Here is a 15,161-nt window from a genome sequence, read left to right on the forward strand (position 1 = left end):
CGCCGATCGGGATCGGCCCCTGGCTCGTCTGCGGTCCGGCCTGCGGACCTGAAGTTCGGTCAACCCCTGCGCCACGCGCCTGGGTGCGACGGCGCGCCCCGGTCTGTCACATCGACTCCCGCACCTGCCGCCGCGGTCGGCACCCGGTCAGGGCGCGTCGCGGTCGAAGGCAAGTGGATCGCCTACCGTGCCTTCGTCCGTGTCGAGAGGGCCCTGGGCCAAGCGAGTCGCGATAGGCGTCTGCTCGAGCTCGAGGCCCCCGCTGGAACGGAGTCCGGCAAGAACGTCGTCTGGTCGTATCGACGGTGTGTCGTGTCGCACAACCACGTCCAGTATCGCACACGGTCCGGCCGAGGCGTCGTCTGAACGCGCCACGAGGCGCAGCACGGCGGCCCGGCAGTCGAGCGTGCGCAAGCCCCGCTTCATCATCCGCTCGATCAGGACCTCGTCGGCGGCGAGGAATCCGTCGACCGCCGAACGGGCGTGATCGACGGCGACACCCGGCAGCGCGATCTGCCACGCACTGCCCTGCAACCGGTCGGCCAGCGCGCCCGGCTTGGCCACCACGACGTCGACGATGTCGAGGCCCGGCGGCAGCGCGGAGTCGAGCAGCCCGCGGACCTCGTCGGCGTCGCACGCGCGGGTCATGCCGATCTCGAGGTACTCGGCCTCGCTCGCCGCGCCCGTCGGCGAGGCGTTCGCGTAGGAGATCTTCGGGTGGGGCGTGAAGCCGGACGAGAACGCGATCGGGATGCCGGCTCGGCGCACCGCACGCTCGAACGCCCGCGCGAAGTCGCGGTGGCTCGTGAAGCGCAGCCGCCCGCGCTTGGCGTAGCGGATGCGCAGCTTCTGCACGATCGGCAGCTGCGGGTTCGGCGCTTCGGGATTGGGGGTTCCCTGGAGGGTCGTCACCCGTCGAGGCTACCCGCGGGGCGACCGTGGACGATGGACCGGTGACATCGAGCTCCCCCTCCCCCACCGCTCCCACCGCCGGCGGCAGGTGGCTCGTCGGCACCGCGATCATCCTGCTGGCCGTCAACCTGCGCGCAGCGGTCGGAAGCATCGGCGTGGTGCTCGGCAGCGTCCGCGACGACCTCACGATGAGCGCGACCGTCGCCGGCGTCCTGACGACGCTGCCCGTCGTGTGCTTCGCGGTGTTCGGCGTCGGCACCGCAGGCCTGGTGCGCCGAGCCGGCCTGCACCGGGCCGCGGCCGCCGTGCTGGTGCTCGCCGCGACCGGCATCGCCACCCGCTCGCTCGTCGACGACAAGCTCGTCTTCCTGCTGTGCAGCGTCGTGGCACTCGCCGGCGCCGCCGTCGGCAACGTCATCCTGCCGCCACTGGTCAAGGCGCACTTCCCCGATCGCGTGCCGCTCGTCAGCTCGCTGTACGGAGCGGCCCTGATGGCGGGCGCGTCGACCACGTCGGTCGCGACCGTCCCCCTCGCCGATGCCCTCGGCGGCTGGCGGCAGGGGCTCGCGGCGTGGGCCGTCCTCGCGGTCGTCGCGCTGCTGCCATGGCTCGTGATGCTGCGTCAGGACGTCCACGCGGCACCCTCACCGCACCAGCGCCTGCCGCTGGCGCTGGTGCTGCGGTCCCCGCTCGCGTGGGCCATGCTGCTGCTCTTCGCGGCCCAGTCGGCCGCCGCCTATGCGCAGTTCGGGTGGTTCGCCGAGATCATGACCGACGCCGGCATCTCGGACGGCGCGGCGGGGGCCCTGCTGGCCCTCATCAGCGCCGTCGGCATCCCGCTGACCCTCAGCCTGCCGTGGTTGATGCGCCTGACGGGCGACCGGCCGTACCTGGCATGGGGGTTCGCGGTGCTGACGGCGACGGGCTGGCTCGGCGTCCTGCTGGCGCCCACGACCATGCCGTGGCTCTGGGCCGCCCTGCTCGGTGCCGGCGGCGGCGCCTTCACGTGGTCGCTCACGATGATCGCCCGCCGCACCCGCACGACGGCCGGCACCGCGTCGCTCTCGGTGACCACGCAGGGCTTCGGCTACCTCCTGGCAGGGCTCGGGCCGTTCGGCGTCGGCGCCCTCCACGACGCGACCGGGTCGTGGACGGCGCCGCTGGTGTGCCTGATCGCGCTGGCGGGCGTCATCGCGGTGACCGGGACGATCGTCGCCCGTCCCGTGATGCTCGAGGACACGCTGGGCCTCGAGCACCGCGACTGACGGGCCGACGGTTCAGCCTGCCGGGTGCGGGGAGGTCGCCCGCGGCGCCGCGGCCCGGCGGCTCTCGCGGGCCAGGTGGGCGATCAGGGCGAGACGGTCTCCCCCGTGCTCGTTGACGGCGCGCTCGGCGGCGAGGCGGCGGCGCTCGAGCGTCCGGACGAGCTCGTGCTCCTGCTGGTGAGCGATGGACTGGGCGGTGAATTCGGTGATCATGATGTCTCCTCTCGACACCACTCACACTCGTCGCTGAGGCAGCCCCTCCACATCGGGCGAATGCCCTGACCTGCGCACACCTCTCCTACCTCAGACGCGCCCCGCCTACCTCAGACCCGTGCCGGGATACCACGGTCTCGTGGGAATCCGGCCCGGTCTGCTCGGTCAGACGACCGTGAGCGGCAGGAGGTTCTTGCCCGTCGGGCCGATCTGGATCTCGGTGTCCATCTGCGGGCACACGCCGCAGTCGAAGCACGGCGTCCAGCGGCAGTCCTCGACCTCGAGCGCGCCGTCGGGGTCGATGGCGTCCTGCCAGTCCTCCCACAGCCAGTCGCGGTCGAGGCCCGCGTCGAGGTGGTCCCACGGCAGCACCTCGGCGTACTCGCGCTCGCGGACGGTGTACCAGTCGAGGTCGACGGGCTCGTCGGCCAGCGCCTCCTCGGCCTTGCCGGCCCAGCGGTCGTACGAGAAGTGCTCGCTCCAGCCGTCGAAGCGTCCGCCGTCGCGCCACACCGCCTCGATGACCCGGCCGACACGACGGTCGCCGCGCGACAGCAGTCCCTCGATCGTGCCGGGCTTGCCGTCGTGGTAGCGGAAGCCGATGGCCTTGCCGTACTTCTTGTCGGCCCGGACGGCGTCGCGCAGCTTCTGCAGACGGGCGTCGGTCGTCTCGTGGTCGAGCTGCGACGCCCACTGGAACGGCGTGTGCGGCTTGGGCACGAAGCCGCCGATCGAGACGGTGCAGCGGATGTCGTGACGACCGCTGACCTCGCGCCCGGTCTGGATGATCCGCTTCGCGAGCTCGCCGATCTGCATGACGTCGTCGTCGGTCTCGGTGGGCAGGCCGCACATGAAGTAGAGCTTGACCTGTCGCCAGCCGTGCGAGTAGGCCGCGGCGACGGTCGCGATGATGTCGTCCTCGGAGACCATCTTGTTGATGACCTTGCGCAGGCGGTCGCTGCCGCCCTCGGGCGCGAACGTCAGGCCCGAGCGGCGGCCGTTGCGGCTGAACTCGTTGGCCAGGGTGATGTTGAAGGCGTCGACGCGCGTGGACGGCAGCGACAGCGAGGTGTTGGAGCCCTCGTAGCGGTCGCCGAGCTGCTTGGCGACCTCGCCGATCTCGGTGTGGTCGGCGCTCGACAGCGACAGCAGACCGACCTCCTCGAAGCCGGTCTTGTCGAGGCCGTTCTGCACCATCGCACCGATGCCCTCGATCGAGCGCTCACGCACCGGGCGCGTGATCATCCCGGCCTGGCAGAAGCGGCAGCCGCGCGTGCAGCCGCGGAAGATCTCGACGCTGAAGCGCTCGTGCACCGTCTCGGCCAGCGGCACGAGAGGGTTCTTGGGGTACGGCCACGCGTCGAGGTCCATCAGCGTGTGCTTGGCGATGCGCCACGGGACGCCCGGACGGTTGGGCACGACGCGCTGGATGCGTCCGTCGGGCAGGTAGGTGACGTCGTAGAACTTGGGCACGTAGACGCCGCCCGACTTGGCCAGGCGCAGCAGCACCTCGTCGCGTCCGCCCGGCCGCCCCTCGGCCTTCCACTCGCGCACGACCGCGCTGATCGCCAGCACGATCTCCTCGCCGTCGCCGAGCACCGCGGCGTCGATGAAGTCGGCGATGGGCTCGGGGTTGAAGGCCGAGTGTCCACCGGCGATCACGATGGGGTCGTCGTCGCCGCGGTCGACGGCGTGCAGCGGCATACCGGCCAGGTCGATCGCGGTGAGGAAGTTGGTGTAGCCGAGCTCGGTCGAGAACGAGATGCCCATCAGGTCGAAGGCCCGCACGGGTCGGTGCGCGTCGACCGTGAACTGCGGGATGTCGTTGTCGCGCATCACCTTCTCCATGTCGGCGAAGACCGCGTAGGTGCGCTCGGCGAGGATCCAGTCGCGCTCGTTGAGCACCTCGTACAGGATCTGGACGCCCTGGTTGGGCAGGCCCACCTCGTACGCGTCCGGGTACATCAGCGCCCACCGCACCTCTGCTGCGTCCCAGTCCTTGTTGGTCGCGTTGAGCTCGCCCCCGACGTACTGGATGGGCTTGCCGACGGACGGCAGGAGGGGCTCCAGGCGGGGGAACAGCGACTCGACAGGCATGTCACCCAGGGTAGGCGGTGAGCGCCACCAGGCCGAAACCGTGCCGCCGACGGCTCGCTAGGGTGGTCGGCGTGAGACGCCAGCGCAAGCCCCAGCCGTTCACCGTCAGGTACGTCCCGGTGGCCGCCGACGGCTCGCTCGACCAGACGCTGTCGATCACCAACAACACCGACGTGTCGGTGCAGCCGACGCTCCGCTTCACGCCCCGCAGCATGTACGGGATGGAGCTGCCGCACGTCACGACGGTCACCGTCAACGGCTCGCACCTCGGACGCGCCGTGCTGCCGGCCAACGGGACCCTCACCGAGGTGCTGCGCTTCGACGGGCAGGGCTCACGTCAGGTGCGGGGCGTCGACATCGAGCTGGTCTCGGCCGAGGAGATCGACCACCCGGCGCTCGAGAACCCCACCCGCACGGTCATGATCGACCTCGAGCAGAAGGCCACCGACGAGCCGGCCGACTTCTGGGGCATCGGCATGGTCAACCCCAACCCGTTCGGCGTGACGATGCGCGTCTCCCTTCTGCAGCTGGAGCCGCGCGACCGCGACAACCCGCGGCAGGTCGTCGACGTCGTGACGCTGCAGGAGGACGTCGACATGGCGTCGCAGTCGAACCACGTGATCTGGCTGCCCGAGGACGTCCGCGGCCAGTTCCATGACGTCGTCCACTGCCTCGTGCCCCCCACCTTCGTCTGAGCGACGCCCGGACGCGCGAGTGGCGCGAACCCGGTCGCGAGTGGCGCAGTTCTGCGCGGCGCGCCGTCTCAGAAGCGCGAGACTGCGCCGCTCGCGGCCAGGTGCGCTTGCCGAGGGGTCAGAGGTGCGGGAACCAGAGGGCGATCTCGCGGGCGGACGACTCCTCGGAGTCGGACGCGTGCACGAGGTTCTCGCGGTTCGACAGCGACAGGTCGCCGCGGATCGTGCCGGGCGCCGCGGCGCGGCCGTCCGTCACGCCGTTCAGCAGGCGGACGACCGAGATGGCCTCGTCGCCCTCGAGCACCAGCGCGACGAGCGGGCCGGAGATCGCGAACTCGCGCAGCGGCGGGTACCACGGCTGCTCGACGTGCTCGGCGTAGTGCGCGTCGGCCTGTGCCGCGTCGATGGTGCGCTGCTCGAGCGCCACCAGGGTCAGGCCCTTGGACTCGAACCGGGAGAGGATCTGCCCGACCAGGCCCCGACGCACGGCATCGGGCTTGATCAGGACGAGGGTGCGTTGCGACATGACCAGTAACGTAGCGTGACCGACCATGACCATCACGCCCTGGTGGCGAGACGCCGTGATCTACCAGATCTACCCGCGGTCGTGGGCCGACGCAGACGGCGACGGCATCGGCGACCTGCCCGGCATCACGGCCCGCCTGCCGTACCTCGCCGATCTGGGCGTCGACGCCGTGTGGCTGTCGCCGTTCTACACCTCGCCCCAGAACGACGCGGGCTACGACGTCGCCGACTACCGCGACGTCGACCCCGTCTTCGGCACCCTCGACGACTTCGACGCGCTGACGGCCCGGGCCCACGACCTCGGGTTGCGCGTCATCGTCGACATCGTGCCCAACCACACCTCCAGCGAGCACCCGTGGTTCCGCGCCGCGATCGCGTCGCCGCCGGGCAGCCCCGAGCGCGCCCGCTACCTGTTCCGCGAGGGCCGGGGCGAGTCCGGCGAGCTGCCGCCCAACAACTGGCAGAGCAAGTTCGGCGGACGCGCCTGGACCCGCGTCACCGAGGCCGACGGACGCCCGGGCGAGTGGTACCTGCACATGTTCGACACCAGCCAGCCCGACCTCGACTGGACCAACCCCGAGGTGCGCGACGAGATGCAGGACGTCCTGCGCTTCTGGCTCGACCGCGGCGTCGACGGCTTCCGCATCGACGTCGCGCACGGGATGATCAAGGCCGAGGGGCTGCCCGACATCGAGGCCGACCTCGCCGACGACGACTCCGCCGACCCGACGTCGCGCCTGCCCATGTGGGACCAGCCGGGCGTCCACGACATCTACCGCGACTGGCGCCGGATCGCCGACTCGTACGCCATCGAGGGCGAGGACGCCGATCGCATCCTGTGCGCCGAGGCCTGGGTGCTGCCGGGCGAGGCTCTCGCCCGTTACGTCCGCGCCGACGAGCTGCACCAGTCGTTCAACTTCGAGTACCTGATGACCCCGTGGCTGGCGGCCGACCTGCGCGAGACCATCACCCACTCGCTGGCGCAGGCCGCGGCCGTGGGGGCGCCGCAGACGTGGGTGCTGTCGAACCACGACGTCGTGCGGCACGCCTCGCGGCTCGGGTACCCCCAGCGGCCGGGGCTGCAGAAGATCGCCGGCATCGGGCCGGAGAGCCCCCAGCCCGACGCCGTCGTCGGGCTGCGCCGCGCCCGTGCCGCCACCACCGTGATGCTCGCGCTGCCCGGGTCGGCCTACGTCTACCAAGGCGAGGAGCTGGGGCTCCCCGAGGCCACCCGCCTGCCCGACGACTCCCGGCAGGACCCGACGTTCGCGCGCACCAGCGGCGCGTCGATCGGACGCGACGGCTGCCGCGTGCCCGTCCCGTGGCAGGCGGGCGAGCCGTCCTTCGGCTTCGGGCCGTCCGACCGCTCCTGGCTTCCCCAGCCCGCCGAGTACGGCGAGCTCGCGCCCGACCGGCAGCGCGGCGTCTCGGGCTCGACGCTCGACCTCTACACGACGTTGCTGCGGCTGCGCCGCGACCACCGCCTCGGCCGCGGCGAGCTGACGTGGCTCGACGGTCAGCCCGACGACGTCCTGGCGTTCACGGTCTCCTCCCCTGCGGGCGCGGTCACGGTGCTGGCCAACCTCGGCGCCACACCCGTCGAGCTGCCCGCCGACGCCGTCATCGTCGTCGCCAGCAGCGAGATCGAGCCGGTGCGCCTGCTGGGCTCGGACGAGGCCGTCTGGCTCGTGGCGCGACCCGCTGTTGCGGAGCCTTCGGCCCGAGACTAGGTTCGTGTCGACCCTGTGACCGGCATCACCCCAGACGCCGTGCGCCAGGGTCCGGTAGGGGGAGACATGACCGCACGACGTGCCCGTAGGGCCGCCGCCGGCCTGGCAGCGGCAGCGTTGTCCTTGGGCGTCCTGACAGCCTGTGGCGGTGACGGCGGCAAGCCGACGCTCAACTGGTACATCAACCCGGACGGGCAGGACACGCTCAACGCGCTGGCCAAGAGCTGCAGCACCGACGACTACACGATCAAGATCCAGCTGCTGCCGTCCAGCGCGACCGACCAGCGCACGCAGCTCGCGCGGCGCCTGGCGGCCAAGGACAGCTCGACCGACCTCATGAGCCTCGACCCGGTGTTCGTGCCCGAGTTCGCCAACGCCAAGTGGCTGCTGCCGTTCGAGGGCGAGCTCAAGGACAAGGTGCTCGACGACGACGTGCTCAAGGGTTCAGCCGAGACGGTCACCTGGGACGACAAGGTCGTCGCCGCGCCGCAGTGGGCCAACACGCAGGTGCTCTGGTACCGCAAGTCGCTGGCCCAGGCGGCAGGTCTCGACATGACCCAGCCCGTCACGTGGGACCAGGTCATCGACGCCGCGGCCGACAACGACGGCACCGTCGGCGTGCAGGCCAACAAGTACGAGGCCTACGTCGTGTGGATCAACTCGCTCATCCAGGGCGCCGGCGGCAACATCCTCGACCCCGACACCGTCGAGTCCGGCCGCGACGCGAAGGTCACGATCGACTCCAAGGCCGGCGAGGACGCCGCCGCGGTCATCGAGAAGCTGGCGAAGTCCGGCGCCAAGCAGGCCGACTTCACCACGTCCAACGAGGGCACGAGCCTCGGGCAGATGTTCCCGGACAAGGGCGCCGGCGAGTTCATGACCAACTGGACCTTCGTCTACAAGAACTACGAGGGTCTGGTCGGCAAGCCCGGCGGTCCCGCCGACAAGGCAGGCCTCGAAGACCTCGGCTACGCGCGCTACCCGCAGACCGTCCAGGGCGAGGAGTCCAAGCCCCCGATCGGCGGCATCGACATCGGCGTCGGCGCGTACTCCAAGCACCCTGACTTCGCCAAGCAGGCCGCGGTCTGCGTGACGAGCGCGAAGGCCCAGAGCGACCTGGCCGTCAACGAGGGCCTGATGCCGTCACGCAAGTCGGTGTACGACTCGGACGAGCTCAAGAAGGCCTACCCGGCCGACCTGCTCGCCCTGTGGAGCGACAGCGTCGACTCCGGCGGCCCCCGCCCCAAGAGCGCGTTCTACAGCCAGATATCCAGCGCCATCCAGTCCCGCTGGCACTCGCCGACGTCCGTCGGGCCGTCGACGCCCGCCAAGTCGGCCGCCTTCCTCAAGGCTGTCCTGAGCGGAAAGGCCCTGCTATGACATCCGCGATCGCCAACGAGGCCAAGGCCGGCAAGGGCAAGAAGGCCAAGGCGCCGACCTCCGACCGGTCCCGCTCCGAGAACCGTCTGGCACTCAAGCTGGTCGCGCTGCCGCTGGCGCTGATGCTTCTGGTCACCGCGTTCCCGATGCTGCGTGCGCTCTACCTGTCGCTGTTCAGCTACTCGCTGACCGCTCCGGACGACCGCAAGTTCATCGGGCTCGACAACTACGTCACGGCGTTGACCGACTCACTGTTCTGGAAGGACACCGGCAACACCGTGATGATCATGATCATCACGGTCGCGTTCGAGCTCGTCATCGGCTTCGCCTTCGCGATGGTCATGCACAAGGTGATCTTCGCCCGCGGTGTCATCCGCACCTCGATCCTGATCCCCTACGGCGTCATCACCGTGGTCTCGGGCTTCGCATGGCAGTTCGCGTTCTCCAACACCAACGGCTTCGTCAACAGCTGGCTGCCGTTCGTGGGCGACGACTTCAACTGGTTCGGCCAGTACCACTCGTCGATGATCGCGATCATGGCCTCCGAGATCTGGAAGACCACCCCGTTCATGTCGCTGCTGCTACTCGCCGGTCTGGCCCAGGTGTCGGAAGACATGCTCGAGGCCGCCAAGGTCGACGGCGCAACGTGGTGGCAGCGGCTCTACAAGGTGATCCTGCCCAACATGCGGGCGGCGATCATGGTCGCGGTGCTGTTCCGCGCGCTCGACGCCTACCGCATCTTCGACAACATCTTCGTGATGACCGCAGGCGCCAACGGCACCGAGTCAATCTCGTTCCTGACCTACCGGCAGGTCATCGAGCAGTTCCAGCTGGGCATCGGCTCGGCACTCTCGGTGCTGCTGTTCCTGTCGGTGCTGGTGGTGGCCTTCATCATCGTCAAGCTGTTCAGGGTCAATCTGGCCGACGCACGGCAGGAGGGCTGACATGAAGAACCTCAAGGGCAATCTCGGCACCATCCTCGGCTGCGCCCTGATCCTGATCTGGTGCCTCCTGCCGGTCGCGTGGATCGTCTCGCTGTCGTTCAAGTCGCAGGAGGCCGTCACCAACGGCTCTCCCGGCTTCTTCCCGTCCAGCGGGGGCGGCGCGGGGTGGGCCAACTACACCAAGGTGCTCAAGGACGACCAGTTCCGCCAGTCGATCATCAACTCCATCGGCATCTCGTTGATCGCGACGCTGCTCTCGGTCATCCTCGCGACGCTCGCGGCCTATGCCATCGCGCGGCTGGAGTTCAGGGGCAAGAAGTTCGTGCTCACGACGGCCCTGGTGATCGCGATGTTCCCCGTCGTCTCGCTGGTCGGCCCGTTGTTCGACATGTGGCGCACGCTCGGCATCTACAACACCTGGCCCGGTCTGATCATCCCGTACATGTCGTTCACGCTGCCGCTCGCGATCTGGACGCTCTCGGCCTTCTTCCGCGAGATCCCGTGGGAGATGGAGCAGGCCGCGCAGGTCGACGGCGCCACGTCGTGGCAGGCGTTCCGCAAGGTCATCGTGCCGCTCGCGGCCCCCGGCGTCTTCACCGCGGCGATCCTGACGTTCTTCTTCGCCTGGAACGACTTCGTCTTCGGCATCTCCCTGACGTCGACCGACAAAGCTCGTCCCATCCCGGCGGCGCTGTCGTTCTTCGTGGGCGACGACCCGTTCAGCCGACCGGCATCGGTCCTGGCGGCGGGCGCCGTCGTCGCGACGATCCCGATCGTCGTCCTCGTCCTGTTCTTCCAGCGCAAGATCGTCGCCGGCCTGACCGCCGGTGCAGTGAAGGGTTGATCACATGGCCACCATCGAGATGAAGAACATCGTCAAGAAGTACGGCGACGGGTTCCCGGCCGTCAACGACGTCAGCATCGACGTCGCCGACGGGGAGTTCCTGATCCTCGTCGGACCCTCGGGCTGCGGGAAGTCCACGCTCCTGCGCATGATCGTCGGCCTCGAGGACATCACCTCGGGCGACATGCTGATCGGCGGCGAGCGGGTCAACGACCTGGCTCCCCGCGACCGCAACCTGTCGATGGTCTTCCAGAACTACGCCCTCTACCCGCACCTGACGGTCTACGAGAACATCGCGTTCCCGCTGCGCCTGGCCAAGTGGAAGGACAAGGACATCGACGCCAAGGTGCGCGAGGCGAGCAAGACGCTCGACCTCGACGAGCACCTCGAGCGCAAGCCGGCCAACCTCTCGGGCGGCCAGCGCCAGCGCGTCGCGATGGGACGCGCGATCGTCCGCGACGCCAAGGCCTTCTTGTTCGACGAGCCGCTGTCCAACCTCGACGCCAAGCTGCGCGGCCAGATGCGCACCGAGATCGCCCGCCTGCAGAAGAAGCTCGGCATCACGACGGTCTACGTCACGCACGACCAGACCGAGGCCATGACCCTCGGTGACCGCGTCGCCGTCATGAAGCGCGGCATCCTGCAGCAGCTGGCCACCCCGCGCGAGCTCTACGAGCAGCCCGTCAACCTCTTCGTCGCCGGCTTCATCGGTTCGCCGCCCATGAACTTCCTACCTGCGACGGTCGAGAACGGCGAGGTCACGCTGCCGTTCGGCACGTTCCCGCTGCCGGCCGACAAGGCCGCCAAGACCGAGGGCAAGGGCCTGCTCATGGCCGGCATCCGTCCCGAGCACTTCGAGGACGTCTCGGTCATCGAGGAGGGCAAGCTCGACTCCACGCGCACGTTCGCGGCGCACATCGACGTCCGCGAGTGGCTCGGCGACCAGCAGTACGCCTACGTGCCCTACGAGGCCGAGGCCAAGGTGCAGGACCAGCTCAAGGAGCTGGCCCGCGAGTCCGACAGCGACTCGCTGCGCACGCAGCTGGTCGTCTCGCTCGACGCCGCCAGCTCGGCCGCCGAGGACAGCGACACGACGCTGTTCATCGACACCGACAAGATGCACCTGTTCGACCCGGCCAGCGGCGACAACCTGACCGTCGGGCTCTAGACCCGCCCACAGATGCGGAGAAGCGGACCGAATCCTCACCGGGGTTCGGTCCGCTTCTCCGCATCTCTGGGCTAGGTGCGCTTCTTCTTGCCCTTCTTGACGGCTTCGAGCACCTCGGCGTTCCACTCGTGCTCGCGGATCAGTCGGTAGCGCTCGCAGGCGACCCGCACGTAGGCCTCGGCAGGACGCTCGTCGTCGCCGCGGACACCGGCCTCCTCGATCATGTCGACCACCGGGCGGAACTCCTCGGCGTACCAGCGCGCCGCCATGGTGTCGCGGTCCATGTAGGCACCCTCGGCGTGCATCGTGCGCGTCGCCCAGGCCTCGGCCGCCTCGGCGATCTCGCCGTACATCGACGGCTCGTCGACAGCCACCGCGGCCCGCGCCTCGCCCGTGAACGGGACGCGCTGCAGCATCAGCCGGCGCCAGAACTTGAGCTCGAGCGCAGCACGCGCCTCGATGCCGACGGGCGCGAGGAAGGTCTCGATGGCCGTCACCCGCGCCTCGATGAGGGTCACCCGCAGGCTGCGGGCCACCGAGACGCGGTGGTGCCCGTCGCGCACGAAGTAGTAGTCACCGATCTGGTAGACGTCGATCGGCGGGATGACCTCGCCGGTGCGGCTGGCGCGGGCCAGCCGCTCCCACCGCTGCCGGCTGACGGCCGAGGTGGGCCTGAACCGGCGGTCGAAGTCGCGCACCTTGTCGACCGAGCCCACGATGGCGTCGAGCGGGATGACCTTGGTGCCGACGTAGTGCTCGCCACGTCGGCCGAGGGCGTCGACGACCTCGTCGAACGACATCGACTGCACGACGTCCTCGGTGCCGCCGGTGAGGCGGGCTGCCAGGCTCGACAGCACCTGGTGACGCCTGGCACGCATGAAGTCGCTCTCGGCGTCGACGCGGGGCGAACCCGAGCTGCTGACCATCTCAGACTTCCTCGTGCGCGGCCGCGGTCACGACGGACGCGCGGGGCTCGATGTCGATGACCTGCCACGGGATCACGTTGCGCACCGTGGTGGGACCCACCTGGCGGTCGGCCTTGTGCATCCCGAACGGGTGGATGTGGCCGTGCAGGTGCCACGTGGGACGCAACGCCTCGAGGACGCCGTGCAGGGCCGAGATGCCGAGGTGGCTGGGATCGTCGTCGTCGCCGAGGCCCAGCGGAGGGGCGTGCGTGAGCAGCACGTCGACCGGCTGGTCGGCCGCCCGCTTGAGCAACGTCCGCGCCCGCCGGTCGTACTGCTTCTGCGTGTACTGGTGGTCGCCACCGTTGTAGCGGACGCATCCTCCGAGGCCCGCGACTCGCAGACCGCCGACGGTGACCGCGTGCTCGTCGGCGGCGACGAAACCTCGCGGACCCGTGGACGTCCGCGAGATGCGCGGGTCGTGGTTGCCCGGGACGAACGCCGCGGGCGCACCGATCAGGTCGCCGAGGGTCTCGAGGTAGTCCCACGGCAGGTCGCCCGCCGCCAGCACGAGGTCGACCTGGAGGTCTCGCGCCCGTGCGGGCATCGCGGCGACCTCTTCGTCCGCGACCGCCAGCACCCTGACCATGCGACCGACACTACCGTCGGCGGCCGGCGGCGACACCCCTCGCGAGTGACTGATCAGACGTCGTCGGTGCCGGCCTGCTCGGCCTCGGCAGCCTCACGAGCCCACCGGGCCTTGTCGTCCTCGATGCGGCGCCCCAGGAAGAAGGCTCCGAACCACAGGGCAGCGAACATCGCGCCGACGAAGAACATCGCGGGCGCCAGCAGGCCCAGGGCGATCGTGGCGACCTGGATCGCGTGTCCGATCCAGTAGGCCTGGGGACGGCGCAGCGAGCCGGCGACCACGACGCACAGCACGGCCAGCCCGAGACCCAGGGTCAGCGCCAGCGTCTTGTCGACGTCCTCGACGGAGATCAGCACCGGCACGGACAGGCCGAGGATGATGGCCTGCAGCGTGAGCATCGCCGCGCACATGCCCCTCATGCGAGCCCCCTCATGCGACGGTGCCGCCCAACAGCACGCGCGCCTCGCCGACCGTGACGACCGAGCCGGTGACGAGCACGCCGCCGCTGCCGATCGCGTCGTCGCCGCCCTCGCCACCATCGGCCATCGCGACAGCCCGCTCGAGCGCGTCGTCGAGCCGCGGCACCAGGACGACACGCTCGTCGCCGAAGATGTCGCCGGCGATCTCGGCCAGCTCGTCGGCCGGCATCGCGCGGTCGGTGCTGTTCTGGGTGATGACGATCTCGGCCATGACGGGCTCGAAGATGCGCAGCATCTCCTCGACGTCCTTGTCGGCCATGACGCCGACGACGCCGATCAGGGGGCTGAACGAGAAGGCGTCCTGCACGGCCTGGATCGTGGCCTCGGCACCGTGCGGGTTGTGCGCCGCGTCGAGCAGCACCGTGGGGCTGCGCCGGACGACCTCGAGCCGGCCGGGCGACGTGACCTGCGCGAAGGCGCCGCGGACGAGGTCGGGGTCGAGCTGCTTGCTGCCGGTGAACGCCTCGACCGCGGCCAGCGCGTACGCGGCGTTGTGTGCCTGGTGGGCGCCGTGCAGCGGCAGGAAGATCTCGTCGTACGCGCCGGAGAGGCCCTGCAGGCTGATCTGCTGACCGCCGAGCGCCGTGACGCGGTCGTTGACGCCGAAGTCGATGCCCTCGCGCAGCGCGATCGCGCCGACGTCGACCGTGCGACGCATCAGCACGTCCATGACCTCGGGCGACTGCTCGGCCAGCACGGCGTGCGAGCCGGGCTTGATGATGCCGGACTTCTCGACCGCGATGATCTCGGGCTGGTCGCCCAGGTAGGCCGCGTGGTCGACGCCGATCGGCGTGACGACCGCGACCTGGCCGGTGGCGACGTTGGTCGCGTCCCACGAGCCACCCATGCCGACCTCGACCACGGCGACGTCGATCGGGGCGTCGGCGAAGGCCGCGTAGGCCATCGCGACCATCATCTCGAAGTACGACAGCGGGTGCTGCGACGAGTCGTCGACGATCTGGGCGTAGGCCGCGACGTCGGCGAAGGCGTCGACGAACTGCGCCTCGGTGAGCGGGACGCCGTCGAGCGAGATGCGCTCGGTCATCGACTGCAGGTGCGGGCTGGTGAACCGTCCGGTGCGCAGGTCGAGGGCCCGCAGCAAGGTGTCGATCATGCGGCTCGTCGACGTCTTGCCGTTGGTGCCGGTCAGGTGGACGACCGCATAGGCGTCCTGCGGGTCGCCGAGGAGCCGGCAGATCGCGGCGATCCGGTCGAGGGAGGGCTCGAGGCGGGACTCGGGCCAGCGGCCGAGGAGCGCGCGCTCGACCTCCGCGTACGTGGGTGTCATCCGTCCCAGTATCGCAGCAGGTCAGGGACGAGTCAGGGTCGCCACCTGTTCTCAACGTCGCCTGGTT

The 15,161-nt window shown here is 69.9% G+C and carries 15 protein-coding genes; 7 read left to right on the forward strand and 8 right to left on the reverse strand.

What is annotated here, in order from left to right; genetic code table 11:
• Nucleotides 1-147 precede the first annotated feature (147 nt).
• Nucleotides 148-912: a TIGR03936 family radical SAM-associated protein gene (locus DX116_RS16455; protein ID WP_199716106.1), complete on the reverse strand. Its 765-nt coding sequence runs from the start codon at nucleotides 910-912 to the stop codon at nucleotides 148-150.
• Between the two features lie 41 nt (nucleotides 913-953).
• On the opposite strand from DX116_RS16455, the gene DX116_RS16460 reads away from it, so the two are divergent.
• Nucleotides 954-2,177 (forward strand): MFS transporter, encoded by a 1,224-nt coding sequence (locus tag DX116_RS16460; protein WP_158592019.1) that lies wholly within the window; start codon nucleotides 954-956, stop codon nucleotides 2,175-2,177.
• 12 nt (nucleotides 2,178-2,189) lie between these two features.
• On the opposite strand, the gene DX116_RS16465 is transcribed toward DX116_RS16460, so the two are convergent.
• The gene (locus DX116_RS16465; RefSeq protein WP_119705282.1) at nucleotides 2,190-2,390 is read right to left on the reverse strand and encodes a hypothetical protein; all 201 of its coding nucleotides are present in this window, start codon (nucleotides 2,388-2,390) and stop codon (nucleotides 2,190-2,192) included.
• Nucleotides 2,391-2,555: 165 nt separating this feature from the next.
• Complete coding sequence (locus tag DX116_RS16470) at nucleotides 2,556-4,487, reverse strand: TIGR03960 family B12-binding radical SAM protein (RefSeq protein WP_119705283.1); 1,932 nt, start codon at nucleotides 4,485-4,487, stop codon at nucleotides 2,556-2,558.
• Between the two features lie 71 nt (nucleotides 4,488-4,558).
• Between DX116_RS16470 and DX116_RS16475 the strand changes: the two genes are divergently transcribed.
• Nucleotides 4,559-5,182, forward strand: coding sequence for a hypothetical protein (locus DX116_RS16475; RefSeq protein ID WP_147393696.1), 624 nt, complete (start codon nucleotides 4,559-4,561; stop codon nucleotides 5,180-5,182).
• A gap of 118 nt (nucleotides 5,183-5,300) precedes the next feature.
• Here DX116_RS16475 and ndk read toward each other — a convergent pair whose 3' ends face one another.
• Nucleotides 5,301-5,708: a nucleoside-diphosphate kinase gene (gene ndk / locus DX116_RS16480; protein ID WP_119705285.1), complete on the reverse strand. Its 408-nt coding sequence runs from the start codon at nucleotides 5,706-5,708 to the stop codon at nucleotides 5,301-5,303.
• A 25-nt stretch (nucleotides 5,709-5,733) separates the two neighbouring features.
• Here ndk and DX116_RS16485 point away from each other — a divergent pair, with 25 nt between their 5' ends.
• The 5 genes from DX116_RS16485 (at nucleotide 5,734) to DX116_RS16505 (ending at nucleotide 11,773) form a co-directional block, all read left to right on the forward strand.
• Nucleotides 5,734-7,437, forward strand: coding sequence for a glycoside hydrolase family 13 protein (locus DX116_RS16485; RefSeq protein WP_119705286.1), 1,704 nt, complete (start codon nucleotides 5,734-5,736; stop codon nucleotides 7,435-7,437).
• 66 nt (nucleotides 7,438-7,503) lie between these two features.
• Complete coding sequence (locus DX116_RS16490) at nucleotides 7,504-8,817, forward strand: extracellular solute-binding protein (RefSeq protein ID WP_119705287.1); 1,314 nt, start codon at nucleotides 7,504-7,506, stop codon at nucleotides 8,815-8,817.
• Nucleotides 8,814-9,761, forward strand: a complete 948-nt coding sequence (locus DX116_RS16495) for a carbohydrate ABC transporter permease (RefSeq protein WP_119705288.1) — start codon at nucleotides 8,814-8,816, stop codon at nucleotides 9,759-9,761. The genes DX116_RS16490 and DX116_RS16495 overlap by 4 nt, the downstream gene beginning before the upstream one ends.
• 1 nt (nucleotide 9,762) lies before the next feature.
• Nucleotides 9,763-10,605 carry a carbohydrate ABC transporter permease gene (locus DX116_RS16500; RefSeq protein ID WP_119705289.1) on the forward strand — a complete coding sequence of 281 codons (843 nt, stop codon included), beginning with the start codon at nucleotides 9,763-9,765 and terminating at the stop codon, nucleotides 10,603-10,605.
• Between the two features lie 4 nt (nucleotides 10,606-10,609).
• The gene (locus tag DX116_RS16505; RefSeq protein ID WP_119705290.1) at nucleotides 10,610-11,773 is read left to right on the forward strand and encodes an ABC transporter ATP-binding protein; all 1,164 of its coding nucleotides are present in this window, start codon (nucleotides 10,610-10,612) and stop codon (nucleotides 11,771-11,773) included.
• Nucleotides 11,774-11,844: 71 nt separating this feature from the next.
• Here the strand turns inward: DX116_RS16505 and DX116_RS16510 are convergent, their stop codons facing one another.
• Genes DX116_RS16510 through DX116_RS16525 form a run of 4 tightly spaced genes read right to left on the reverse strand, consistent with a single transcriptional unit; the run spans nucleotide 11,845 to nucleotide 15,094 of the window.
• Nucleotides 11,845-12,699 (reverse strand): ParB N-terminal domain-containing protein, encoded by an 855-nt coding sequence (locus tag DX116_RS16510; RefSeq protein ID WP_119705291.1) that lies wholly within the window; start codon nucleotides 12,697-12,699, stop codon nucleotides 11,845-11,847.
• Nucleotide 12,700: 1 nt separating this feature from the next.
• Complete coding sequence (locus DX116_RS16515) at nucleotides 12,701-13,327, reverse strand: metallophosphoesterase family protein (protein WP_119705696.1); 627 nt, start codon at nucleotides 13,325-13,327, stop codon at nucleotides 12,701-12,703.
• A 53-nt stretch (nucleotides 13,328-13,380) separates the two neighbouring features.
• Nucleotides 13,381-13,746 (reverse strand): DUF4233 domain-containing protein, encoded by a 366-nt coding sequence (locus DX116_RS16520; protein ID WP_119705292.1) that lies wholly within the window; start codon nucleotides 13,744-13,746, stop codon nucleotides 13,381-13,383.
• Between the two features lie 10 nt (nucleotides 13,747-13,756).
• Nucleotides 13,757-15,094: a bifunctional folylpolyglutamate synthase/dihydrofolate synthase gene (locus DX116_RS16525; protein ID WP_119705293.1), complete on the reverse strand. Its 1,338-nt coding sequence runs from the start codon at nucleotides 15,092-15,094 to the stop codon at nucleotides 13,757-13,759.
• Nucleotides 15,095-15,161 lie beyond the last annotated feature (67 nt).

This window comes from Aeromicrobium endophyticum (genome assembly GCF_003586285.1).
Taxonomy (GTDB): Bacteria; Actinomycetota; Actinomycetes; order Propionibacteriales; family Nocardioidaceae; genus Aeromicrobium; species Aeromicrobium endophyticum.

Coding starts and splice junctions, on each gene's coding strand:
- DX116_RS16490 (WP_119705287.1), top strand. CDS start 7,504: ATGACCGCACGACGTGCCCGTAGGGCCGCCGCCGGCCTGGCAGCGGCA.
- ndk (WP_119705285.1), bottom strand. CDS start 5,708: ATGTCGCAACGCACCCTCGTCCTGATCAAGCCCGATGCCGTGCGTCGG.
- DX116_RS16500 (WP_119705289.1), top strand. CDS start 9,763: ATGAAGAACCTCAAGGGCAATCTCGGCACCATCCTCGGCTGCGCCCTG.
- DX116_RS16470 (WP_119705283.1), bottom strand. CDS start 4,487: ATGCCTGTCGAGTCGCTGTTCCCCCGCCTGGAGCCCCTCCTGCCGTCC.
- DX116_RS16510 (WP_119705291.1), bottom strand. CDS start 12,699: ATGGTCAGCAGCTCGGGTTCGCCCCGCGTCGACGCCGAGAGCGACTTC.
- DX116_RS16520 (WP_119705292.1), bottom strand. CDS start 13,746: ATGAGGGGCATGTGCGCGGCGATGCTCACGCTGCAGGCCATCATCCTC.
- DX116_RS16495 (WP_119705288.1), top strand. CDS start 8,814: ATGACATCCGCGATCGCCAACGAGGCCAAGGCCGGCAAGGGCAAGAAG.
- DX116_RS16505 (WP_119705290.1), top strand. CDS start 10,610: ATGGCCACCATCGAGATGAAGAACATCGTCAAGAAGTACGGCGACGGG.
- DX116_RS16525 (WP_119705293.1), bottom strand. CDS start 15,094: ATGACACCCACGTACGCGGAGGTCGAGCGCGCGCTCCTCGGCCGCTGG.
- DX116_RS16515 (WP_119705696.1), bottom strand. CDS start 13,327: ATGGTCAGGGTGCTGGCGGTCGCGGACGAAGAGGTCGCCGCGATGCCC.
- DX116_RS16485 (WP_119705286.1), top strand. CDS start 5,734: ATGACCATCACGCCCTGGTGGCGAGACGCCGTGATCTACCAGATCTAC.
- DX116_RS16465 (WP_119705282.1), bottom strand. CDS start 2,390: ATGATCACCGAATTCACCGCCCAGTCCATCGCTCACCAGCAGGAGCAC.